Here is a 22,756-nt window from a genome sequence, read left to right on the forward strand (position 1 = left end):
CTGCCGGGACACCGCGGTGCCGGGACGCCGTGGCGCCCGGCACCGTGACTGTTCAGCCCCCGGTGACCTGGCGCGGCAGCCCCAGCGGATTGGCCTCGCGCAGCTCGGCCGGCAGGAGGGCGTCCGGTACGGACTGGTAGGCCACCGGCCGCAGCCAGCGCTCGATCGCGGTGCCGCCCACCGAGGTGGAGTGCGAGGTGGCTGCCGGGTAGGGGCCGCCGTGGTGCTGGGCCGGGGCCACCGCGACCCCCGTCGGCCAGCCGTTGACGACGATCCGGCCCGCCAGCCCCGTGACCTGCCCGATCAGCTCGGTCGCCGGCCCCGGCGCGCCCTCGGTCTCGGCGGCCGACAGCTGGAGGGTGGCGCTCAGGTTGCCGCCGAGGCGCCCGAGGACCGCGCCCGCCTCGCCCTGGTCGGCGTACCGCACGACGACGGTGACCGGACCGAAGCACTCCTCCAGGAGGAGGTCGTACGCGCCGCCCTCCAGGAGGTTCTCGGCCCCTACGGTCAGGTAGCCCGCACCGACCGTGTGCTCTCCGCCGGATCCGGGGGTGACGGGGGCGCCGACGCCGGGCAGTGCGGCCCGCTCGCGTACGCCGGTGACGAAGTTCTCCCGCATCCGGTGGTCGAGGAGCACCCCCGGCTCGGTCTCGCCGAGCGCCTTGGTGAGCTCGCGTGTGACCCGGTCTCCGTCCGGGCCCTCGGGGACCAGCACCAGGCCGGGCTTCACGCAGAACTGGCCGACGCCGAGGGTGACCGAGCCGGCGAGCCCGGACCCGATCTCCTCGGCGCGTTCGGCGGCGGCGGCCGGGGTGACCACGACGGGGTTGAGGGAGCCCAGTTCGCCGTGGAAGGGGATGGGCACGGGCCGCGCGGCGGCCGCGTCGAACAGGGCCCGCCCGCCCCGGATGGAACCGGTGAACCCGGCGGCCGCCACCAGCGGATGGCGGATCAGCTCCAGGCCGGCGTCGAACCCGTGGACCACGCTCACCACTTCGGCCGGCAGCCCGGTGGCGACCGCGGCCCGGCGCAGCAGCGAGGCGCACAGCTCGGAGGTGGCGGGGTGGTCGGGGTGCGCCTTGACGACCACGGGGCAGCCGGCGGCGAGCGCGCTCGCGGTGTCGCCGCCGGGGACGGAGAAGGCGAGCGGGAAGTTGGAGGCGGCGTAGACCGCGACCACGCCGAGCGGGACCTTGTAGCGGCGCAGTTCGGGGCGCGGCGGGCTGAGGGCGGGGTCGGCGCGGTCGATCCGGATGTCGAGGTAGGCCCCGGCGTCCACGGCGTCGGCGAAGGCGCGCAGCTGGCCGGTGGTGCGGGCCAGTTCGCCGGTGAGCCGGCCCGGGCCGAGCGCGGTCTCGGCGTCGGCGGCCTCGATGACGTGGGCGGCCGCCTCGTCGAGCAGCGCGGCGGCGGCGCGCAGGAAGGCGGCGCGGACGGTGGCATCGGCGAGCGGGCCACGGGCGGCGTGGGCGGCCCGTACGGCTTCGTCCACCTCTTGGGGTGTGGCCTCCACCGCAACCTGTTCGCGCTGCTTCCCGGTGCGGGGGTCCACACTCCAGACTGGTGTCGTTGTCATGGCCCGCTGCCTCCTGGATCGTTCAGTATTCTGAACGCTGTTCCGGTGGATGAATGATCACATCTGCTGTGGACTCTATTTCCGCGTCCTCGGCGTGACAAGAGGCGACCAGAGGGGGAGCAGGCGTATGACGACGGCCGAGTCGGGGATTCCGGCCCAGGCGGCGCCGGTCAAATCGGCGGTGCGGACCGTTCTCCTGCTGGAGCACTTCGCGGCGCGCCCGGGGCTGCACAGCCTGGCCGACATCCAGAGCGACCTCTCCCTGCCCAAGTCCAGCCTCTACATGCTGCTGCGCACGCTGGTGAATCTGGGGTGGGTGGAGACGGACGCGACCGGCACGCGGTACGGCATCGGCGTACGGGCCCTGCTGGTCGGCAGCTCGTACATCGACGGCGACGAGGTCGTCGCGGCCGCCCGGCCCACCCTGGACCGGCTCTCCGACGACACGACGGAGACCATCCACCTGGCCCGGCTGGACGGGACGAGCGTGGTCTACCTCGCCACCCGGCAGTCCCAGCACTACCTGCGGCCCTTCACCCGGGTCGGGCGGCGGCTGCCCGTGCACTCGACGGCGCTGGGCAAGGCGCTGCTGGCGACGCACACGGACGCGGAGGTACGGGGGCTGCTGCCGCGGCGGTTGGAGGCCGTCACCGAACACACCGTCACCGACCGGGAGCAGCTCATCGAGGAACTGGCGCTGGTGCGGGAGCAGGGGTACGCGGTCGACCGGGAGGAGAACACGCTCGGGCTGCGCTGCTTCGGGGTGGCCGTCCCGTACCGGACGCCGGCGCGGGACGCGGTGAGCTGCTCGGTGCCGGTGGCCCGGCTGACGGGGGCGCACGAGCAGGTCATCAAGGCGGCGCTGTTCGAGGCGCGGGACCGGCTGTCGGTGGTCACGCGCCGTATGTGAGGCGGTGCGGGTGCGGGGCCTCGGGAGGGGCGCCGGGGGTGAGGCGGGTAGGGCCTCCCCCGCGTGGGGGAGGCGGTTCCCCATCAAGGGGGAGGCGGCGGGGCTGCGCAGCCGCGACCGTTGAGTCATGAACACGCGAGAGGTGCAGACGAGTGGGGTGACGGGCGCGAAACGGCCGTCGCCCTCCCGCCCGGGGGCCGGGCGGCGGATCCTGCGGGCGGTGGCCGTGGTCGCCACCGTGCCGTACGTGGGGCTCAAAACGGCCTGGCTGGCCGGGAGTCACCTCGGGATACCCGAGGGAAGTGTGCTGCGGGAGCCGGGTCCGTTCTTCTTGGCGGCCAATTCGATCACGCTGGCCATGGACGCCTGCGTGATCCTGCTCGCGCTGCTGCTCACCAGGCCCTGGGGCATACGGGTGCCCGGCTGGCTGCTGACCGTCCCGGTCTTCGTGGCCACCGGTCTGCTGACCCCGATCTTCTTCGCGTTCCCCGGCCAACTGCTCCTGCGGGCGGTCGGATTCGGGTCGGATCCCGTGGTGGAGGCGGCGCGCGAGCCCTTCCTGGACTCCTGGGTGTTCATGGTCGTCTACACCGGATTCATGGTCCAAGGACTCGCCCTGGCCGGGCTGTTCGTGCCCTATGCGCGGGAGCGCTGGGGGCGGCGGTGGCAGGGCGTGACGGGGAAGCGGCTGCCGCCGTCCACGGGGGTGGTGGCGGCAGCCGCGGCGGCCGTCGGCCTGGCGGTCGCGGTGGTGTACGGGTACTGGACCTTCGGTGGTACCGCCGGTCTCGGCGCCGGGACGGCAGATCAGTCCGTGGACAGGGCCGTGGTGACCGCGGTCGACGCGATATGCGCGCTCGTCGCCGGAGCGGGGGCCCTGCTCCTGGCCCGTGGCGGGACGATCCCGGCGCGGTGGCCGCTCGGCCTCGCCTGGATCGGCGGGGCGGCCACGCTGAGCTGGGGGGCCTGGATGACGATCGCCGCGCTGGGACCGCAGTTGGACGGAGGCGAAGGACCTCCCGCCGCAACGTTGTTGATCTACGCTGGCCAGATGATCACGGGATTGCTCGCCGGCACCGTCCTCCTGCGCTTCCTCACGGCCCGCCGCCCGGCATGAACCGGCTGCTGGGGGCGCGGGCCGGGTGGCGCTGGGTGCACCTGATACTCGGCGGCGCCCTGCTGATGCCGTACTTCCTGCTCGCGCAGGTGGTGGTCGGTGTCGTCGCGGGCGGGGTCAATGCCCTCGACTCCGCCCCGCTCAGCTTCCTCGCCTACGCCCTCTCCCTGCCCCTCGTCGCCGCCACGGCGCTGTTCGGGCCGGTCCGTCCGATGTCGGTGGTCGCTGTCCGGGCCATGTGCGGGGTGCCGGGGGAGGGTTTGGCCGACGGGCCGGCGAGGTCCTGGGCCGCGCGGGGGCGGGCGTCGGCCTGGTGGACCCTGCACCTGGGGACCGGAGCGCTGATCAGCGGTATGACCCTCGCGGTGCCGCCCATGGCGGTCGCGCTGATCGCGGTGCCGGTCGTGGGCCGGCTGCGGGACGTCCGGTTGGGGTACGGCTGGTTCGCCACCGACACCAACCCGTACGCCGCCCCCCTGGTCGGGATCGGTCTGCTGGCCGGGCTGGCCCTGTGCGCCGCCGGGGCCGGGCAGCTGCTGGCCCGGACGGCGCCCGTGCTGCTCGGGCCGACGCCGGCGGACCGGCTGGCCGCGGCCGAGGAGCGGGCCGCCGACCTGGCAGTGCGCAACCGGCTGGCCCGGGAACTGCACGACGCGGTCGGGCACGCGCTGAGCGCCGTCACCCTCCAGGCGGCCGCCGCCCGGCGGATGCTGGAGCGCGATCCCGAGTTCGTACGGGAGGCGCTCGCCGCGATCGAGGACACCACCCGGCGGACGGTGGGCGAGCTGGACGCCGTACTGGGCCTGCTGCGGGACGGGGACCCGGCCCGGCCGGACGCCGCCCCCGCCCCGACCCTCGCCACCGACCTCGCCGGGTTGCTGGCCCGCACCCGGGCCGGCGGCACCACCGTCACCGCGCACGAGGACCCCGGCCGGGCCGGGGACTGGGCCGCCCTGCCGGCGATCGCCTCCCGCGAGGCGTACCGGATCGTCCAGGAGGGCCTCAGCAACGCCCTGCGCCACGGGGTGGGCCCGGTGGATCTGCGGATCCGCGTACGGGCCGGCTCCCATCCTGATGTCGGCTCCGACACCGACACCGACACCGACACCGACACCGCATACCGTGAACTGGAGATCACCGTGATCAATCCGCCCGCCGCCCCCGGCGGCGACCGGGAGCCCCGCACCGGCGGGGGCCGCGGACTGCGCGGCGCCGCCGAACGGGCCGCGCTGCTCGGCGGCAGCGTCGAGGCGGGCCCGCACGGGGACGGTTGGCGCCTGCGGGCCGTCCTCCCGCTCACCGGGGACGACCGCTGACCGGGGCCGGGGCCGGGGCCGGGGCAGGGGCGGGGGCGGGGACCGTCCCTGCGGGCCGGCCGCCGCTGCGCATCGTGCTCTGCGACGACGAGCGGATGGTCCGCACCGCGCTGCGGGTCATCCTGGAGGCCGAAGCCGATCTGGAGGTCGTCGGCGAGGCGGCCACCGGGGCCGAGGCGGTCGGACTGGTCCGCGCGCTCGCCCCCGACGTGGTGCTGATGGACGTCCGGATGCCCGAGATCGACGGCATCCGCGCCACCGAGCAGATCCTCGCCACCATGGCCGAGCCGCCCCGGATCGTGGTCGTCACCACCTTCGAGAACGACGACTACGTCTATGACGCGCTGCGCGCGGGAGCCGTCGGCTTCCTCCTCAAGCGGGCCGACCCCGACGAGCTGATCGGCGCGGTCCGGCTCGTCGCCCGCGGCGACTCCCTGCTCTTCCCGGCGGCCGTCCGCTCCCTCGCAGCCGCCCGCACGGCCGGCGCCCCGCCCGCGCACGCGCCCTGGGTGGCCCGCCTGACCGACCGCGAGGCCGACGTCCTGCGCCTGATGGCCACCGGGCTGTCCAACCACGAGATGAGCGAGCGCCTCGGCGTCGGGCCGCAGACCGTCAAGACGCACGTCGCGTCGGTCCTCACGAAGACGGGCTCCCGCGACCGCACCCAGGCGGTCATCGCGGCCTACGAGGGAGGCTTCATCATGAAGAAAAGCTGAGAACCCCGCCACAATCGGGGCAGAGCGGAACGGCCGGGACCGCTGGGACGTCCTTCTGGGGGATGAACAAGACGATCAGGCGTGCGTCGGTCTTCTGTCTGCTCCTGGTGCTGGCCCTGCTGGTCCGCGTCACCTGGGTGCAGGCATACCAAGGCCAGGCCCTCGCAGACGACAAGCACAACCGCCGGAATCTCATCGGGCAGTACGAGAACCCGCTGGGCAACATCATCGTGGGCGGGGAGGCGATCACCGGCTCGGTGAAGACGGGCGGAAAGGACTTCGGCTACAAGCGGACGTACGTCGACGGCCCCCTCTACGCGCCCGTCACCGGCTACAGCTCCCAGGCCTACGGCACCACCATGCTGGAGGGCATCTACAGAAACGTCCTCAACGGTTCCGACAGCCGGCTGAAGACCGTGATGGACATGCTCACCAACAAGCGGGCCGCCCCCGGCAACGTCCTGACCACCATCGACAAGGACGTCCAGAAGGCCGCCTACGACGCGCTCCAGGGCAAGCAGGGCGCGGCCGTCGCCATGGACCCGAAGACCGGCGAGATCCTCGCCGTGGTCAACAACCCCTCCTTCGACCCGGGCACCATCGCCGGCGCCAACGACGAGAAGGCCTGGACCGAGCTCTCCGCCGACAAGGGCAAGGCCCTGGAGAACGTGGCGCTGCGCAAGCCCCAGGCCCCCGGCTCCACCTTCAAGCTGGTCACCCTCGCCGCGGCGATCGAGAACGGCCTCGTCACCGACATCGACCGGCAGACCGGCATCGCCGACCCGTACACGATCCCCGGCACCCGCACCCTGCTGCCCAGCGAGGCGGGCTCCGCGGCCTGCAACAACGTGTCGGTGCGCACCGCCCTGCGGCTGTCCTGCAACAACGTCTTCGCCGAGCTCGCCTCCAAGCTGGGCCAGGACAAGATGCGGGCAACGGCCGAGAAACTCGGCTTCAACGTGCAGATCGACACTCCGGTCCGCACCAACCCGCCGAGCAAGTACCCGTCGAAGAAGATGTCGATCGACCAGGTCGCGCAGACCGGCATCGGCCAGTTCGACGTCCAGGCCACCCCGCTCCAGATGGCGATGGTGACGGCCGCCATCGAGAACGGCGGCAGGCTCGTCGCCCCGCACATGGTCTCCGAGGTCTCCGACGCGGGCGGCAACGTGCTGGAGAGCTTCAAGGACCCGAAGTCCCAGCAGGTCATGAACGAGAAGACCGCCTCCATGATCCGCGACGCCATGCGTACGGTCGCCACCGAGGGCGGCGGCAAGCCGGCCCAGGTGTCGGGTGCCGAGGTGGGCGGCAAGACGGGTACCGCCCAGCGCGGTGTCAACAACAGCCTCGCTCCGCTGGCCTGGTTCACCTCGTACGGCAAGCTGAACGGCAAGCAGATCGCGGTGGCCGTGGTGATCGAGAACTCCGACACCGACCGGTCCGAGATCGGCGGCGGCAGGCTGGCCGCCCCCATCGCCCAGAAGATGATGGAGGCGTGGCTGAAGAAGTAGTCACGCGGGCCGCAGGGCCGACGCGCCGGGAACCGCCCAGGGTCCCGGCGCGTTTTCTTTCCCATGATCAGAACTGCACGCACCGCCGACCTCGCCGCGATCGCCGCCCTGCACTCCAGGGCCCGCGCCACCTACTACGAGGGCCACATCCCCGAGGAGGCCTACCTGGGTGACGCCGAGCTCCAACGGACCCGGGAGGGCTGGGCGAATGCCATAGCCCGGGACCCCGCCGAGGGCGGGGTGCTCTGTGCCGAGCAGGACGGCGAGCTCACCGGGGTCGCCGCGTACCGCACGGAGGACGGCGAGACCACCCTCACCCAGCTCCACGTCGACCCGGTGCACTGGCGCCGCGGCACCGGGGCGGCGCTGCACACCGCCTGCCTGGAGATCTGGCGCCGGGCCGGAATCGGCCGGGTCCGCCTGGAGGTCTACGAGCACAACCTGCGCGCCCAGGCGTTCTACGCCGCCCAGGGCTGGCTCGTGGACCCCTCGGCCCCCCGCTCGGGCAGTCACCGCACCCTCTGGCTGGAGGTGGGACCGGTACCGGCCTCGTCCGGGGAATGAGACGGTCGGACGGGTGGTTGAACCACAAACCGTTTCAACCCCGTCCGAACCCGGAGAGAAGAAGGATCATGCGCGTCGAGATCTGGAGCGATATCGCCTGCCCCTGGTGCTACATCGGAAAGGCCCGCTTCACCAAGGGACTGGCCGAGTTCGCGCACCGCGACGAGGTGGAGGTCGTCTTCCGGTCCTTCGAGCTCGACCCGGGCAGCGCGAAGGGGATCACCGCTCCCGTCGTGGAGATGCTCGCCCGGAAGTACGGCCGCACGCTCGACGAGGCGCGCGGCATGGAGGAGCACGTCGCCGCCAGTGCCCGCGCCGAGGGGCTCACGTACCGGACCGAGGGCCGTGACCACGGCAACACCTTCGACATCCACCGGCTGCTGCACCTGGCCGCCGCCCGCGGCCGCCAGGAGGGGCTGCTCGACCTCGCCTACCGGGCCAACTTCGGCGAGGAGCGCTCCGTCTTCGACCCCGAGGTGCTGATCGTGCTCGCCGTCGAGGCCGGGCTGGACGAGGCCGAGGCGCGCACCGTCCTGGCCGACGACTCCGCCTACGCCGCCGAGGTCCGGGCCGACGAGCGCGAGGCCGCCGAGCTGGGTGCGAACGCCGTGCCGTTCTTCGTCCTCGACCGCCGCTACGGGATCTCGGGCGGGCAGCCGGCCGAGGTGTTCACCCGGGCCCTGGAGCAGGCCTGGGCCGGGCGCGAGGTCGAGGAACCGGCCGCCGGCGCCGAGGCGTGCGAGCCCGACGGGGCGTGCGCGGTCCCGCAGGCATAAGGATTACTTGGGGTGGAGTCAGTGAACTCGGCAATGGACTTTGGGTTGTTCCTGGCGCAGAGTTGACGGCATGGATCTTTCGCTCGCCGAGGCGACCCGTGCCGAGTTCGCCCACACCACCACCTACCTCAACAGCGCCAAGTGCGGGGTCGTCCCGCGCTCCGCCGTCGCGGCCGTACATGAGCTGGCCGAGGCGGCGGGGGCCGGGCTCCCCACCGGCTTCGGCGACTTCGACCGGGTCAACGGCGCCCGGGCGGCCTTCGCCCGCCTCGTCGGGGTGGGCGCCGACAGGGTGTCCGTCGGCTCGGCGGTCTCCACCCACGTCGGCCTCGTCGCCGCCTCGCTCCCCTCCGGCGCCGAAGTGCTCTGCCCCGAGGGCGAGTTCTCCTCCCTGATCAACCCCTTCGTGGCGCGCGGCGACCTCAAGATGCGCTTCGCCCCGCTGGAGTCCCTCGCCGAGGCCGTCGGCGCCGACACCGCCCTCGTCCCGCTGAGCGTCGTGCAGTCCGCCGACGGTCGCACGGCCGACCTGGCCGCGGTGCGCGCGGCGACGAACGCCCACGGGGCCCGGATGCTCGTGGACGCCAGCCAGGCGGCCGGCTGGCTCCCCTTCGATGCCTCGCCGTACGAGTACACGGTTGCCGTGGGCTTCAAATGGCTCCTCGGCGTGCGCGGGGCCTCGTACCTCACCGTGTCGCAGGAGGCCCAGCACGCGCTGACCCCGCTGCACGCCGGCTGGGTACCGGCGGTGGCCGAGGGGGACGCCACCTACGGGCCGATGACCGGGCTCGCCCCCGGGGCGTGGCGGTTCGACGAGTCCCCGGCCTTCCTCGCCTATCACGCGTCCGAGCTCGCCCTCGCCCTGCTGGAGCGGATCGGCATCGAGGCCGTCCACGCCCACGACACCGCCCTGGCGGCCCGCTACCGGGCCGGACTCGCGCGCCTCGGCCACGAGCCCGTCCCCGGCGACGCGGCCATCGTCTCCGTGCCGGGTCTCGCCGACCGGCAGCCCGCCCTGGAGGCGGCCGGCATCGCCACTTCCGCCCGTGCGGGCCTCCTGCGGGCCTCGTTCCACCTCTACAACACCGAGGCGGACGTGGACCGGTTGCTGGACGCCCTCGCCACCTCCTGACGCCGCGGGGCCCGCGCGTACAGTGCCGCCATGAGTGATGTGAGCGAGGTGCGCGTGGGCGACGTGAGCGACGTGCTGCACGTGAAGGGGCGGGTGCTGGTCGGGCCCGACGAGGTCCGCGACGAACTCTGGGTGGTCGGTGGCCGGATCTCCTACGAGCGCCCGCGCGGCGCCCGCGAGACCACCACGGTGACCGGCTGGGCCCTGCCCGGGCTGGTCGACGCGCACTGTCACGTGGGTCTGGACTCCCACGGCCCGGTCGACGCCGAGACCGCCGAGCGGCAGGCCCTGACCGACCGCGACGCCGGCACCCTTCTCATCCGGGACGCCGGATCGCCCTCGGACACCCGCTGGATCGACGGCCGCGAGGACCTGCCGAAGATCATCCGGGCCGGTCGGCACATCGCCCGCACCCGCCGCTACATCCGCAACTACGCCCACGAGATCGAGCCGGCCGACCTCGTCGAGTACGTCGGCCGCGAGGCGCTGCGCGGCGACGGCTGGGTCAAGCTCGTCGGCGACTGGATCGACCGCGACGCCGGGGACCTCACGGCCTGCTGGCCGCGCGCCGAGGTCGAGGCGGCCATCGCCGAGGCCCACCGGCTGGGCGCCCGGGTCACGGCGCACTGCTTCGCCGAGGACTCGCTGCGCGACCTGGTCGAGGCGGGCATCGACTGCATCGAACACGCCACCGGCCTCACCGAGGACACCATCCCGCTGTTCGCGGAGCGCGGGGTGGCGATCGTCCCCACCCTCGTGAACATCGCGACGTTCCCGAAGATGGCGGCGGGCGGCGAGGCGAAGTTCCCGCGCTGGTCGGCGCACATGCGACGGCTCCACGAGCGGCGGTACGACACCGTCCGCGCCGCCTACGACGCGGGCATCCGGGTCTACGTCGGCACCGACGCGGGCGGCTCCCTCCCGCACGGCCTGGTCGCGGCGGAGGTCGCCGAGCTCGTCAGGGCCGGTATCCCGGCGATCGACGCGCTCTCCGCGACGACCTGGGCGGCCCGCGAGTGGCTCGGCAGGCCGGGTCTGACCGAGGGGGCACCGGCCGACCTCGTGGTCTACGCCGCCGACCCGCGGGCCGACGTACGCGCGCTCGCGCAGCCGCTGAGGGTCGTCGTGAACGGCGGGATCCGGGCCTGAGCCGGGGCTGTGCCGTGCCCGAGCCGAGGGTCGGCGCCCTGTTGACGCCGCGTGACATCGAGGCCCGCCGGTCGTTGAAGACGGCCGCGCGGGCCCGGTTCCGGTGACAGGAGAGAACTCGCGTTCTTCGTGAGGCGCAATGAATCGAATGTGCGCCCGGAAACCACCCTTTGGGGTGAAGTAACGTCAGCTTGCCCCTCGTTCACCCACAGTGCGTAAAGATTCCGGGGTCGAGACCGTCGGCGCGCGCGATGTCCCCCATTGGCGGCGTGACGGCACCCAACTCCCCGGGGGTACCACCACCTTGAACAGCCATACCTTCCGTATGCCCGCGGCCGTCCTGCTCGCGACGGGCGCGGTCGCCCTGCTCACCGCGCCGCCCGCCTTCGCCACGGGAGGCGGTGGAGCCGGGGGCGAGGGCAGGGCCGGAGCGGTCGTCCTGCGCGCCGGACTGGACGTGGGCCTGCTCAACAAGGCCGTGCACGTCCCGCTGAAGACGACCCTCAACGAGGTCAGCGCACCGGCGGCGGCCGAGAAGACGGCACTGACCGTCACCCTGGACGGGGTCGAGGGGAACAGGCCGGTCAGTGTGCTTCGGGCCGAGGTGGCCACCTCCAAGGCGACCGCGGACAAGACCCGGGCTGAGGCGGAGGCGAACCTGGCCAAGGCCAAGGTCCATGTCCCGGGCCTGCCGCTGCTCTCCCTCATCGAGGTGGAGAAGGTCACCTCCAAGGCCGTCTGCGAGGCCGGCAAGAAGCCGGTGGCCAGCGCGAACGTCCTCGGGAAGGTGACGGCGCTCGGCAAGAAGGTCACCCTGACGGCGGGCGGTCCCACCAAGGTCGACGTCCCCGGAGTGGGCCAGGTCCTGCTGGAGCTGTCCGGCACGGAGACCACCTCCACCACGGCCGCCGCGGCCGCGCTCCGCCTGAAGGTGTCGGTGAACCCGCTGAACCTGAACGTGGCGCAGGTCGACGGCGAGATCGTGCTCGCCGAGGCGCGCTGCGAGTCCCCGAAGGGTGCGGCGCCGGCGTCGGCCCCGCCCGCGAACCAGGACATCAAGCCCCAGACCGCGACGGGGACCGGCGCCGAGGCGTCCGGTGCCACCGCGAACGCCAACCTCGCCGAGACCGGCGGCGGTTCACTCACTCCCTACGTCGCGGGCGGGGCGCTGACCCTGCTCGCCATCGGCGGGGGCGCGCTCCTGCTCACCCGGCGGGGCAAGGCCGCTTCGTAGGGCGGGCGGCAGCCCCGGGCCGCCGCCCGGTCCGCCCGCCCCGGGGAGCACACGGAGGGGAGTGCTCACGGGGTGGCGGGCGCGGGCGGGCGGTGTGCCCGTCCACCGGGGAGCACGCGTCCCGGGGAGCACCCGTGCCGGGGGGCACGCGACCCGGAGAGCATCCGTGCCGAGGAGCACCCGGAGGGGAGTGCTCGGCGGGCGGCGTGCTCGGCGGCCGGCATGTTCCGCGGGCGGCGTGCTCAGCGGGTGGCGTGCTCCAGCCCCTGCCCGCCCGCGCCCCGGGACATCACGGCCTCGGTGACCTGCTGGTCGATCCGCGCGTACTCGCTCCGCTTCGCGGCCGGGAGCGAGGTGTCCGAGGCCGCGCAGGAGGCGCAGACGACCCGGAACGGCGGTCCCATGTCCGAGTACTGCGTGAGGTATTCGGCCTTCGCCACCTCCCAGCGGCCCGGATGCCCCGCAGCCGGGGCGAAGGTGAACCGGGGGACCGAGGACTGGTTGCCGCGCAGCTTGTCGGCCGGTACGAAGCTGGCGACCTGGTCGCCCATGCCGAAGACCACCCAGGTGCCGTTGATCTTCTCGTAGGGCTGCGGCACGTGGTTGTGCGTGCCGATGACCAGATCGATGTCGGGGAGGCCGTCGGCCGAGCGGGAGGCGGTCAGCGCCTGCGCCAGCTCCTTCTGCTGCTCGTCCGGCGCGGTCTGCCACTCGGTGCCCCAGTGGACGCTGAGCACCACCACGTTCGCGCCCCCCGCCCGGGCCGCCCGGGCGTCGGCGACGATCCGGTCCGGGTCGATCAGATTGACGGCCCAGGGCTTGTCCTGCGGAAGCGGGATGCCGTTCGTGCCGTACGTGTAGGAGAGCTGGGCGACCTTCGCACCGCCCGCCGCGAGCAGGGCCGGGGCCTTGGCCTCTTCGGCGCTGCGGGCGGAGCCGACGTGGGGGATGCCGACCCGGTCGAGGTGCTCCAGGGTGCGGGCGAGGCCCTCGTAGCCGTCGTCCAGGGTGTGGTTCGAGGCGGTGGAGCAGCTGTCGTACCCGGCGTCCTTGAGGGCGTCCGCCAGTTGGTGCGGGGCCTTGAAGGTGGGATAGCCCGTGTAGGGGCCGCCGGGGCGCCCGTACGGTATCTCGTGGTGGCATATCGCCAGGTCGGCGGCGGAGACCAGGGGTTTGACCCCCGCGAGTATCTTCCGGAAGTCGTACTCCCCGGCCCGGTCCGCGTCGGCCGCCGACCGCTGGACGATCGAGGGGTACGGGATGATGTCGCCGGTCGCCACCAGCGTGAACGGCTTCCCCGGGGCGGCGGCCTGCGGTGCCTCCGACTTCCCGCCGGCCGGCTCGTCCGTCCCCGGCTCGCCCCGCAGGCGCTGCTCCGCGGGGGGCGCCGCGCCGCTGTAGAGCAGCCGTGGCACGGCGTAGATCCCGCCGCCCACGACTGCCAGCGCGGCCAGCGCCGCGGCCGACCTGGCGGATGCCTTCATTCCCGACCCCCGATGTCGTGCCCCGATGCGGGGATCGTCACCCGGCCCCCGCCCCCGCAGCCATCGTAGGGGGGCCGTTCGGGTCAGGAGGGGGTCTCGCGGCCCGCGGTCACCGCCCGATCAGCGCGAGCGCGTGGTCCATGGCCTGGAGCAGCCGGCCCGTCGTCACCCGGTCGCGCACCGCCAGCCGCAGCCAGGAGTGGTCCAGCCCCGGGAAGGTGTCCCCGCGGCGGACGGCGAAGCCGAGGGCGCGCAGCCGGGTGCGGACCTCGGCCCCGCCCGCCACCCGGATCAGGACGAACGGCCCCTCCGCCACCCCGACGACCGTCACCTCGTCGAACTCCGCGAGCCCGGCCAGCAGGTGCGCCCGGTCCACCGCGATCCGCCGGGCCGCCTCCTCCGCCTCGGCCAGCGCCGCCGGAGCCATACAGGCCTCGGCCGCCACCAGCGCGGGGGTCGACACCGGCCACAGCGGCTGCGCGGCCGCCAGCTTCGCGATCACCTCGGGCTCGGCCAGTACGTAGCCGATCCGCAGCCCCGCCAGTCCCCAGGTCTTCGTCAGGCTCCGCAGCACCACCAGTCCCGGCAGATCCATCCGTCCCGCCAGGGCCTCCCGCTCGCCCGGGACGGCGTCCATGAACGCCTCGTCCACCACCAGGATCCGGCCCGGCCGGGCCAGCGAGGCGAGGGTCTGCGCCGGGTGCAGCACGGACGTCGGGTTGGTCGGGTTGCCGACCACCACGAGGTCCGCCTCCTCGGGCACGGCCGCCGGGTCCAGCCGGAAGCCGTCCGCCGCCCGCAGCACCACCCGCTCCACCCGGTGCCCCGCGTCCCGCAGGGCGGCTTCCGGCTCGGTGAACTGCGGATGCACCACGACGGGCCGTACGGCTCCCAGGGCCCGCGCGATCAGTACGAAGGCCTCCGCGGCCCCGGCCGTCAACAGCACCCGCTCGACCGGCAGCCCGTGCCGAGCCGCCACCGCCGCGCGGGCGGGCCGCCCGTCGGGATATGCGGCGAGATCCCCGAGGGAGGCGGCGATCCGCTGCTTGAGCCAGTCCGGGGGAGTCTGCGCACGTACGTTGACCGCCAGGTCCACCAGCGCGGAGCCCGCGTCGATCACCTCGGCGTCACCGTGGTGGCGCAGGTCGTGCGCGTGCGCCGTGGCCACCGCGCAGGTCGCCGCCATCGACCGCCGCTTGGGCACGAGGAGTTCCCCGCCGCCCGCGAGGGCAGCGGCCTCGGCCACCGAGGGGGTTCCGGTGGCGGTGCGCACCGCCTCCGAGGGGTGCGGCACGGTGACGGCGGCCAGCCGTTCGGCCGGGTAGCTCACCAGGGGGACGCCGAAACGTTCCGCCGCACCCGTGAGCCCGGGCTCGTCGGCCTTCGACTCCACCGTGGCCAGCGCCTTCACCGCCGCCACGGCCAGCCCGGCGCCCCGCAGCGTCTCCTCGACCAGGGCGCAGACCTCCGCGACGGAAACCCCCGCGCGTCCGCCGATCCCGACCACCACCTGCGTCGTGTACTCGCCCACCGGGGGTCCTCCCTCCGTAGTCATCGTCACCGTCACCGCCACCGGAACATCACCTGCCCCGGTCGGTCCGTCGTCAACAGTCCGCCGCCCGCCACCCGCGCGCGGACGTGCACGCGCGGCGACGAGTCTGTATTCAGGGGCACATGGCCGTGATCGTGGCGCTGGGCGCGTTCCTGATGACCCTGGCGGGCGGATGGGCGGCGCAGCGCGTCACCGACCGCCGCCACCTCGTGCTGGGCCTGGCCGGCGGGCTGATGCTCGGCGTCGTGGGCCTCGACCTGCTCCCGGAGGCCCTCCACGCCGCGGGCGACGAGGTGTTCGGGGTACCGCTCGCCCTGCTGCTCTTCGTCGGAGGCTTCCTCGTCGCGCACGTCGTGGAGCGGCTGCTCGCCGTCCGCCAGGCCGCGCACGGGGCGGAGGACGGCGTCCGCGTCCCCCAGGTGGGACTGACCGCGGCCGCGGCCATGGTCGGCCACAGCCTCGCCGACGGCGTCGCCCTCGGTGCGGCCTTCCAGGTCGGCGGGGGCATGGGGGTGGCCGTGGCGCTGGCCGTGATCACCCACGACTTCGCCGACGGGTTCAACACGTACACGCTCACCAGCCTCTACGGCAACGACCGCCGCAAGGCCCTGCTGATGCTCTTCGCGGACGCCGTCGCGCCGGTCGTGGGCGCGGCGTCCACGTTGCTGTTCACCCTTCCGGAGGAACCACTCGGGGCGTACCTCGGGTTCTTCGGAGGGGTCCTGCTCTACCTCGCGTCCGCCGAGATCCTGCCCGAGGCCCACCACAAGCACCCCGCCCTGTCCACGCTGATGTGCACGGTGGGCGGGGTGGCCGGGATCTGGCTGGTGGTGGGCATCGCGGACTGATCTCACGGCCGGGCTGCCGCCGCTTCGACGAAGCGGAGCGCGACGGACGGCTCCGCCGCCCAGTGCGTGTGCAGGTAGCTGGCGTGCACACCCTGCTGCACGAAGCCCTCGACCCGGCGCTCCGGATGCGTGAACCCCCAGGCCGGGGATGCTCCGGCGCCCGGCTCGATCACCGTGCGGTGGAACTCGTGCCCGCGCAGCCGGGTGCCGTTGGCGGCGAGCGCGCTGTCGGACACCGCCACGGCCTCGCGGTAGCCCAGGGTCAGGCGGTCCGACATCCGGGCGTCGGCGTCGAGCACCCCGCACATGGGCTTCCCGTCCAGCGACCGCCCGAGGTACAGCAGCCCCGCGCACTCGGCGGCGACCGGGCCGCCGGCCTCGGCGAAGGCGGCGACGGCCGCCCGGAGCGGTTCGTTGGCGGACAGCTCCGGCGCGTACACCTCCGGGAAGCCGCCGCCGATCACCAGGCCGGTGGTTCCGGCGGGGAGCGCCTCGTCCCGGAGCGGGTCGAAGGTGACGACCTGCGCCCCGGCGGCTTGCAGCAGCTCCGTGTGCTCGGCGTAGGAGAACGTGAACGCCGGTCCGCCCGCGACGGCGATGACCGGTGCGGCGCCCATGCGGGGGGCGCCGCCCCCGGACCCCCGCGCCTCGAACGCCGACGAGGCTGAAGTATCCAGCCCCTCCGGCGTTCGAGGAGCGATGACCGGTGCGGCGCCCCGGCTGCGCGTCAGCGCAGTAGCCGGCGACCACGCCTCGCAGTCCAGTGGCGGGGCCGTGCGGGCCACGGCCATCAGGGCGTCCAGGTCGCAGCCGGCACGGACCTGGGCGGCCAGGGCCGAGACGGCGGTGAGCGCGTCGGTGCGCCGCTCGGCAACCGGCACAAGGCCCAGGTGGCGCGAGGGCGTGGCCACCTGCGGAGCCCGCCGCAGGACGCCGAGGACCGGCATCCCCGCCTCCTCCAGGGCCTCCCGCAGCATCACCTCGTGCCGGTCGGAGCCGACCTTGTTGAGGATCACGCCCCCCAGCCGCACCTGCGGGTCGAAGGACGCGAAGCCGTGCACCAGCGCCGCCACCGACCGCGACTGGGAGGAGGCGTCGACCACCAGCACCACCGGCGCCCGCAGCAGCTTCGCCACCTGCGCCGTCGACGCCAGTTCACCCCGGCCCGCGGCCCCGTCGTAGAGCCCCATCACGCCCTCGACCACGGCGAGATCGCACCCCGCCGCCCCGTGCGCGAACAGCGGAGCGACCAGCTCCGGCCCGCACATGAAGGCGTCGAGGTTGCGTCCCGGCCGGCCGGTGGCCAGCGCGTGGTAGCCGGGGTCGATGTAGTCGGGCCCGGCCTTGTGCGGGGACACGGCGAGGCCGCGCTCCGAGAAGGCCGCCATCAGGCCCGTGGCGACGGTGGTCTTGCCGCTGCCGGACGACGGAGCGGCGATGACCAGACGAGGTACGTCGAACCGGTACGAAGTCACCACTCGATGCCCTTCTGGCCCTTCTGCCCCGTGTCCATCGGGTGCTTGACCTTGGTCATCTCGGTGACGAGGTCCGCGAACTCCACCAGCTTCTCCGGCGCGTTGCGGCCCGTGATCACCACGTGCTGCGTGCCGGGGCGGTTGCGCAGCACCTCGATGACCTCGTCGACGTCGATCCAGCCCCAGTGCATCGGGTAGGCGAACTCGTCGAGGACGTACAGCTTGTGCGTCTCGGCGGCCAGATCACGCTTGACCTGCTCCCAGCCCTCCTTGGCCGCCTGCTCGTTGTCGAGCTGCGCGTCCCGCTGGACCCAGGACCAGCCCTCGCCCATCTTGTGCCAGACGACGGAGCCGCCCTCGCCGGAGGCGCCGAGCACCTTGAGCGCGTTCTCCTCGCCGACCTTCCACTTCGCCGACTTGACGAACTGGAACACCCCGATCGGCCAGCCCTGGTTCCAGGCGCGCAGCGCCAGCCCGAAGGCCGCCGTGGACTTGCCCTTGCCCGGGCCGGTGTGGACGAAGACCAGCGGACGGTTGCGGCGCTGGCGCGTCGTGAGCCCGTCGTCCGGAACGACGGACGGCTGTCCCTGAGGCATTACGCGGCCCTCCTGTTGCTGCTGTCGGTTGATGCGGTGGATGACACCGCCGTACGTACGTTCCTCACGAGCCCGGCCAGCGAGTCGGCCCGCAGCCCGTCGAGCGTGACGGCGGGACCGCCGAGGTCCCGGGCCAGTACGCCCGCCAGCCCCAACCGGACCGGCCCGGACTCGCAGTCCACGACCACGGAGGCGACGCCCCCGGCCTGCAGCAGCCGCGCGCTGTGCCCGGCGAGCTCCCGGGGGCTGCTGTCCGTACGGCCCCCGGCGTTCCCGGCCGAGGTGGCCCGCCCGTCGGTGACGACCACGAGCAGCGGCCGGCGCGAGGGATCCCGCAACCGCTCGATCCTCAGCACCTCGTGGGCCTTCAGCAGCCCGGCGGCGAGCGGCGTGCGGCCGCCCGTCGGCAGCTGCTCCAGCCGGGCCGCCGCCGCGTCCACCGAGGAGGTCGGCGGCAGGGCCAGCTCGGCCGCGGCCCCGCGGAAGGTGATCAGGCCGACCTTGTCCCGGCGCTGGTAGGCGTCCAGGAGCAGCGAGAGCACGGCGCCCTTGACCGCGCCCATGCGCTGCCGGGCGGCCATGGAGCCGGAGGCGTCGACGACGAACAGGACGAGGTTGCCCTCGCGGCCCTCCCGCGTGGCCTGGCGCAGATCGTCCTTGCGGATCACCAGACCGCGACCGGTGCGGCCGCGCGCCTTCTGGTGCGGGGCGGCGGCCTGGATGGTGGCGGCCAGGTGCAGCTTCGTCAGGTGCCCGCGCGGGCGCGTGGCGCCGGTGGTGCGGCCGTGGGCGGTGCGGGCGCGGGACCGGCGGCCGGACGCGCCCTCGCCGAGGCCGGGCACGCTGAGCATCTTGGTCAGGAAGGGCTCGGCGGCGCGTACGGCGGTCTGTTCGGGCCCGGCGCTCTCCTGGGCGGAGGGCTGCGGTTCGGGGGACTGCGGAGCCTCGGGTGCCTCCGGCGCCTCCGGTGCGTCCGCGGCATCGGGCTCGGGCTGCCGCTCGGTCTCCGGGACGTCGGGGCCGCCGCCCTGCGGGGGCGTGCCACCGGGGCCGCCGTCGGGACCGCCGTCCCCGGGGCCGCCGTCGTCGGGACCCTCCGGCGCCGGGTCGGGCTCCGGGTCGGGCTCCGGCTCCTCGTCGGGGAACTCGTCCAGGATCCGGTCGAGCATGTCCTCGTCGAGGCCGGGGGCGTCGAACGGGTTGCGGCGCCGCCGGTGGGGGAGCGCCAGCAGGGCGGCCTGCCGGACGTCCTCCTTGCGCACCTCGGTACGCCCGGCCCAGGCGGCCAGCGCGGTCGCCGTCCGCGCCATCACGATGTCGGCGCGCATCCCGTCGACCTCGAACCCGGCGCAGGTCGCCGCGATCTGCAGGAGCGCGGTGTCGCCCAGCGAGACCTTCGGAAGCAGGGCCCGCGCGGCCACCACGCGGGCGCGGACCTCGTGCTCGTCACCGGCCCAGCGGGTCGCGAAACCCGCGGGATCGTCCTCGTAGGCGAGCCGGCGGCGGACGACCTCGACGCGCTGGGCGGGCTCGCGGGAGGCGGCGACCTCGACGGTCAGCCCGAACCGGTCGAGGAGCTGCGGGCGCAGCTCGCCCTCCTCCGGGTTCATCGTGCCGACGAGCAGGAAGCGGGCGGCGTGCCGGACGGAGACGCCCTCGCGCTCCACGTACGAGGCGCCCATCGCGGCGGCGTCCAGCAGCAGGTCGATCAGGTGGTCGTGGAGGAGGTTGACCTCGTCGACGTAGAGGATCCCGCGGTGGGCGTCGGCGAGCAGCCCGGGCTCGAAGGCCTTCACACCCTCGGCGAGGGCCCGTTCGATGTCGAGGGCGCCGACGAGGCGGTCCTCGGAGGCGCCGACGGGCAGCTCCACCATGCGGGCGGGCCGCAGGGCGCCGGGGCCGTGCTCGTGCGGGCCGTCCGGGCAGGCCGGGTCGGGAGCGGCGGGCGCGCAGCTGAACCGGCAGCCGGACACGATGTCGACCTGCGGCAGCAGCGCGGACAGGGCGCGGACGGCGGTGGACTTGGCGGTCCCCTTCTCGCCGCGCACGAGCACCCCGCCGACTGCCGGGCTCACGGCGTTGAGCAGGAGCGCCAGCCGCAGGTCGGACTGGCCGACCACTGCGGTGAACGGATAGGGCGTGCTCATGCGATGCCTCTCTCGGTGCGGGTACGGGTCTGTGCGGACGGGCTGTTGCGCATGCCGGTGCGGCGGCGTGACGGGGGCTCCGCCCCCGGTTCCGGGAACGGGCGGGGTGGGGGAGAGCCCCGCAGGGCCACCGCTGTCACGGGGCACCCGGGGGCAGGAAGGGCAGGTCCGCCGGGGCTCCGGACTCGATCAGGCTCAGCAGCGCATGCGTGTCCGCGTGTTCCTCGATCAGGTCGCCCAGCAGGTCCAGCTGTTCCTCCCGCAGCGCGGAGAACGAGGTGTCCGGCGCCGGGACGAAGGCGCGCCCCGCGGCCGCCGCCACCTCCCGGAGGAACGCCCGGCGGAAGCCGTCCGACTCCAGGGAACCGTGCCAGTGGGTGCCCCACACCGACCCGACCCGGCAGCCGTCCAGGAAGGCCTCGCCGCCCAGCACCTCGGCCACCCCGTGGTGGATCTCGTAGCCGCAGACCTCCTCGCCGAGCGCCGTCCCGGAGGGCCGCGCCAGGGTCTTCTCCCGCTCGAAGCGGACCCGTACGGGGAGCAGTCCGAGGCCGTCGACCTCGCCCGCCCGCGATTCGACCTCGTCCGAGATCCGCTCGCCCAGCACCTGGAACCCGCCGCAGATGCCCAGCACCGGCCGCCCCTCGGCGGCCCGCCGCAGCAGCGCGTCCGCGAGCCCGCGGTCCCGCAGCCACTGCAGGGCCTTCACCGTGCCGCGGGTGCCGGGTACGACGACCAGGTCCGCGTCGGCCAGCTCCTCGGCCCGGTCCACGAACCGCACCACGACCCCCGGCTCCGCCGCGAGCGCGTCGACGTCCGTGAAGTTCGACATCAGCGGCACCGCGCACACGGCGACGCGCAGCACGTCCGCGCCGACCGGCGGCGCCACCACGGACTCCCGTACCGCACCGCGCAGCGAGACCCGCAGGCCGTCCTCCTCGTCGATGCCCAGCCCGTGCCGGAACGGCAGCACCCCGTACGTGGCCCGGCCCGTCAGGCCGCGCAGCATCTCCATGCCCGGCTCCAGCAGCGACACGTCGCCGCGGAACTTGTTGACCATGTACCCGGCGATCAGGGCCTGGTCCTCGGGGGACAGCAGCGCCGTCGTCCCGAAGAAGGACGCGAAGACCCCGCCGCGGTCGATGTCCCCGACCACGACCACCGGGAACCGCGCGGCCCGCGCGATCCCCATGTTCACGATGTCGGTCCGGCGCAGGTTGATCTCGGCCGGACTCCCCGCCCCCTCGCAGATCACGGCGTCATACGTGCCCCGCAGCTGCTCCAGGCAGTCCGTGACGATGCCGAGCAACTGCTCCTGGCGCCCGCCGTGGTAGCCGCGGGCGCTCATCTCGCCCACCGGCTTGCCCAGGAGCACCACCTGGCTGCTGCGGTCGCTGCCCGGCTTGAGCAGCACCGGGTTCATCAGCGCGGTCGGCTCCACGCGGGCCGCCTGGGCCTGCATCGCCTGGGCGCGCCCGATCTCGGCGCCCTCCAGGGTCACGAAGGAGTTCAGCGACATGTTCTGCGCCTTGAAGGGCGCCACCTTCACGCCCTGCCGGGCCAGCCAGCGGCAGATGCCCGCCGTGACCACGCTCTTGCCCGCGTCCGACGTGGTGCCCGCGACGAGCAGACCCCCGCCGCGCTTCGCGCCGCTCATGCGCGCCGCCCTCTCCGAGTCGTACGGGAGACCAGCAGCCGGGCGGCCACGCAGGCGCCCAGTGCCAGCCAGGTCACGTGCCGCGACAGCCGTACCGCCCGCTCGATGTCCGCGACCTCCACCGGGCGCCCGGCGGAGCCGTTCAGTACGGCCCGGTGCTCGACCCGGCCGCCGTATGCGAGGGTTCCGCCCAGCCTGAGGCCGAGCGCCCCGGCGAAGGAGGCCTCGACGGGGCCGGCGTTCGGGCTGGGGTGCGCGGCGGCGTCGGCGCGCCAGGCCCGTACGGCGCCCCGCCGGTCGGGTCCGGCCAGTACGGCGGCGACCGCCGTCAGCCGGGCCCCGGGCCAGCCGGCCAGGTCGTCGAGCCGGGCGGAGGCCCAGCCGTAGCGCAGGTAGCGGGGGGACCTGTGGCCGACCATCGCGTCCAGGGTGTTCACGGCGCGGAAGGCCAGCAGCCCGGGGACTCCGGCGACGGTGCCCCACACCAGGGCCCCGACCACCGCGTCGGAGGTGTTCTCGGCGACGGACTCCACGACGGCGCGGGCCATCTGCTGCCCGTCCAGGGACTGCGGGTCGCGCCCGCACAGGTGCGGCAGCCGCTCGCGGGCCACCTCGGTGTCCCCGGCGGCGAGCGCACCGCCGATGGCGCGGGCCTCCCGGCCCAGCGAGGTGCCGCCCACGACGGCCCAGGTGGCGGCGGCGGTCAGGGCGATACGGACGGCAGCGGGCCGGGAGCGCACGGCGCGGGCGCCCAGCGCTCCGACGGCGGCCGCGCCCCCGGCGCACACCAGGGTGTGCAGGAGGCCCCGGGCGCGGTCGTCGCGCCACAGGGAGCGCTCGACGGCGGCGGCGGCCCGTCCGAAGGCGGCCACGGGGTGCCCTCGGCGCGGATCCCCGAGGATCCGGTCGCCGATCAGGCCCGCCGTGACGCCGTACGCGAAGACGCGATCGGCACGCATGGTGGCAGGTATGTCCTCACTCAGGGTCCGCGCCCTG

At 74.2% G+C, this 22,756-nt stretch carries 19 protein-coding genes; 11 read left to right on the plus strand and 8 right to left on the minus strand.

Features of this window, described 5'->3' with window-relative positions; all coding sequences use genetic code 11:
- Nucleotides 1-52 precede the first annotated feature (52 nt).
- Nucleotides 53-1,576 carry an aldehyde dehydrogenase (NADP(+)) gene (locus OG373_RS29260; RefSeq protein WP_405441308.1) on the minus strand — a complete coding sequence of 508 codons (1,524 nt, stop codon included), beginning with the start codon at nucleotides 1,574-1,576 and terminating at the stop codon, nucleotides 53-55.
- 127 nt (nucleotides 1,577-1,703) lie between these two features.
- Here OG373_RS29260 and OG373_RS29265 point away from each other — a divergent pair, with 127 nt between their 5' ends.
- The 10 genes from OG373_RS29265 (at nucleotide 1,704) to OG373_RS29310 (ending at nucleotide 12,001) form a co-directional block, all read left to right on the plus strand.
- Nucleotides 1,704-2,486, plus strand: a complete 783-nt coding sequence (locus tag OG373_RS29265; protein ID WP_405441310.1) for an IclR family transcriptional regulator — start codon at nucleotides 1,704-1,706, stop codon at nucleotides 2,484-2,486.
- 127 nt (nucleotides 2,487-2,613) lie between these two features.
- The gene (locus OG373_RS29270; protein WP_405441311.1) at nucleotides 2,614-3,603 is read left to right on the plus strand and encodes a hypothetical protein; all 990 of its coding nucleotides are present in this window, start codon (nucleotides 2,614-2,616) and stop codon (nucleotides 3,601-3,603) included.
- Entirely contained in the window at nucleotides 3,600-4,919 is a 1,320-nt protein-coding gene (locus OG373_RS29275) for a sensor histidine kinase (protein WP_405441312.1), read from the plus strand. The genes OG373_RS29270 and OG373_RS29275 overlap by 4 nt, the downstream gene beginning before the upstream one ends.
- A 65-nt stretch (nucleotides 4,920-4,984) precedes the next feature.
- Nucleotides 4,985-5,635, plus strand: coding sequence for a response regulator (locus tag OG373_RS29280; RefSeq protein WP_405444244.1), 651 nt, complete (start codon nucleotides 4,985-4,987; stop codon nucleotides 5,633-5,635).
- A 62-nt stretch (nucleotides 5,636-5,697) separates the two neighbouring features.
- Nucleotides 5,698-7,146, plus strand: a complete 1,449-nt coding sequence (locus OG373_RS29285; RefSeq protein ID WP_405441314.1) for a peptidoglycan D,D-transpeptidase FtsI family protein — start codon at nucleotides 5,698-5,700, stop codon at nucleotides 7,144-7,146.
- Nucleotides 7,147-7,209: 63 nt separating this feature from the next.
- Entirely contained in the window at nucleotides 7,210-7,710 is a 501-nt protein-coding gene (locus tag OG373_RS29290) for a GNAT family N-acetyltransferase (protein ID WP_405441316.1), read from the plus strand.
- 68 nt (nucleotides 7,711-7,778) lie between these two features.
- Nucleotides 7,779-8,486 (plus strand): DsbA family oxidoreductase, encoded by a 708-nt coding sequence (locus OG373_RS29295; RefSeq protein ID WP_405441318.1) that lies wholly within the window; start codon nucleotides 7,779-7,781, stop codon nucleotides 8,484-8,486.
- Between the two features lie 70 nt (nucleotides 8,487-8,556).
- The gene (locus OG373_RS29300; RefSeq protein WP_405441319.1) at nucleotides 8,557-9,618 is read left to right on the plus strand and encodes an aminotransferase class V-fold PLP-dependent enzyme; all 1,062 of its coding nucleotides are present in this window, start codon (nucleotides 8,557-8,559) and stop codon (nucleotides 9,616-9,618) included.
- Nucleotides 9,619-9,648: 30 nt separating this feature from the next.
- The gene (locus OG373_RS29305; RefSeq protein WP_405441320.1) at nucleotides 9,649-10,767 is read left to right on the plus strand and encodes an amidohydrolase family protein; all 1,119 of its coding nucleotides are present in this window, start codon (nucleotides 9,649-9,651) and stop codon (nucleotides 10,765-10,767) included.
- A gap of 304 nt (nucleotides 10,768-11,071) precedes the next feature.
- On the plus strand, nucleotides 11,072-12,001 hold the full coding sequence (locus tag OG373_RS29310) for an SCO1860 family LAETG-anchored protein (protein WP_397738284.1): 930 nt from the start codon (nucleotides 11,072-11,074) through the stop codon (nucleotides 11,999-12,001).
- Between the two features lie 242 nt (nucleotides 12,002-12,243).
- Here the strand turns inward: OG373_RS29310 and OG373_RS29315 are convergent, their stop codons facing one another.
- Both OG373_RS29315 and cobC read right to left on the minus strand, forming a co-directional pair.
- Nucleotides 12,244-13,485 carry a CapA family protein gene (locus tag OG373_RS29315; RefSeq protein WP_405441322.1) on the minus strand — a complete coding sequence of 414 codons (1,242 nt, stop codon included), beginning with the start codon at nucleotides 13,483-13,485 and terminating at the stop codon, nucleotides 12,244-12,246.
- A 109-nt stretch (nucleotides 13,486-13,594) separates the two neighbouring features.
- Nucleotides 13,595-15,040 (minus strand): Rv2231c family pyridoxal phosphate-dependent protein CobC, encoded by a 1,446-nt coding sequence (cobC, locus tag OG373_RS29320; RefSeq protein WP_405441324.1) that lies wholly within the window; start codon nucleotides 15,038-15,040, stop codon nucleotides 13,595-13,597.
- 119 nt (nucleotides 15,041-15,159) lie between these two features.
- Between cobC and OG373_RS29325 the strand changes: the two genes are divergently transcribed.
- Entirely contained in the window at nucleotides 15,160-15,885 is a 726-nt protein-coding gene (locus OG373_RS29325; protein ID WP_405441326.1) for a ZIP family metal transporter, read from the plus strand.
- Nucleotides 15,886-15,887: 2 nt separating this feature from the next.
- Here the strand turns inward: OG373_RS29325 and OG373_RS29330 are convergent, their stop codons facing one another.
- The 5 genes from OG373_RS29330 to OG373_RS29350 form a co-directional block, all read right to left on the minus strand.
- Nucleotides 15,888-17,363: a cobyrinate a,c-diamide synthase gene (locus OG373_RS29330; RefSeq protein ID WP_405441327.1), complete on the minus strand. Its 1,476-nt coding sequence runs from the start codon at nucleotides 17,361-17,363 to the stop codon at nucleotides 15,888-15,890.
- Nucleotides 17,357-17,956: a cob(I)yrinic acid a,c-diamide adenosyltransferase gene (cobO, locus tag OG373_RS29335; protein ID WP_030013115.1), complete on the minus strand. Its 600-nt coding sequence runs from the start codon at nucleotides 17,954-17,956 to the stop codon at nucleotides 17,357-17,359. The genes OG373_RS29330 and cobO overlap by 7 nt, the downstream gene beginning before the upstream one ends.
- Nucleotides 17,956-20,103, minus strand: coding sequence for a putative cobaltochelatase (locus tag OG373_RS29340; protein WP_405441328.1), 2,148 nt, complete (start codon nucleotides 20,101-20,103; stop codon nucleotides 17,956-17,958). The genes cobO and OG373_RS29340 overlap by 1 nt, the downstream gene beginning before the upstream one ends.
- A 136-nt stretch (nucleotides 20,104-20,239) precedes the next feature.
- Nucleotides 20,240-21,760, minus strand: a complete 1,521-nt coding sequence (locus OG373_RS29345) for a cobyric acid synthase (RefSeq protein WP_405441329.1) — start codon at nucleotides 21,758-21,760, stop codon at nucleotides 20,240-20,242.
- Nucleotides 21,757-22,719 carry a cobalamin biosynthesis protein gene (locus OG373_RS29350; RefSeq protein ID WP_405441331.1) on the minus strand — a complete coding sequence of 321 codons (963 nt, stop codon included), beginning with the start codon at nucleotides 22,717-22,719 and terminating at the stop codon, nucleotides 21,757-21,759. The genes OG373_RS29345 and OG373_RS29350 overlap by 4 nt, the downstream gene beginning before the upstream one ends.
- Between the last annotated feature and the right edge of the window lie 37 nt (nucleotides 22,720-22,756).

Source organism: Streptomyces avidinii, assembly GCF_045161815.1.
Lineage (GTDB): Bacteria > Actinomycetota > Actinomycetes > Streptomycetales > Streptomycetaceae > Streptomyces > Streptomyces avidinii.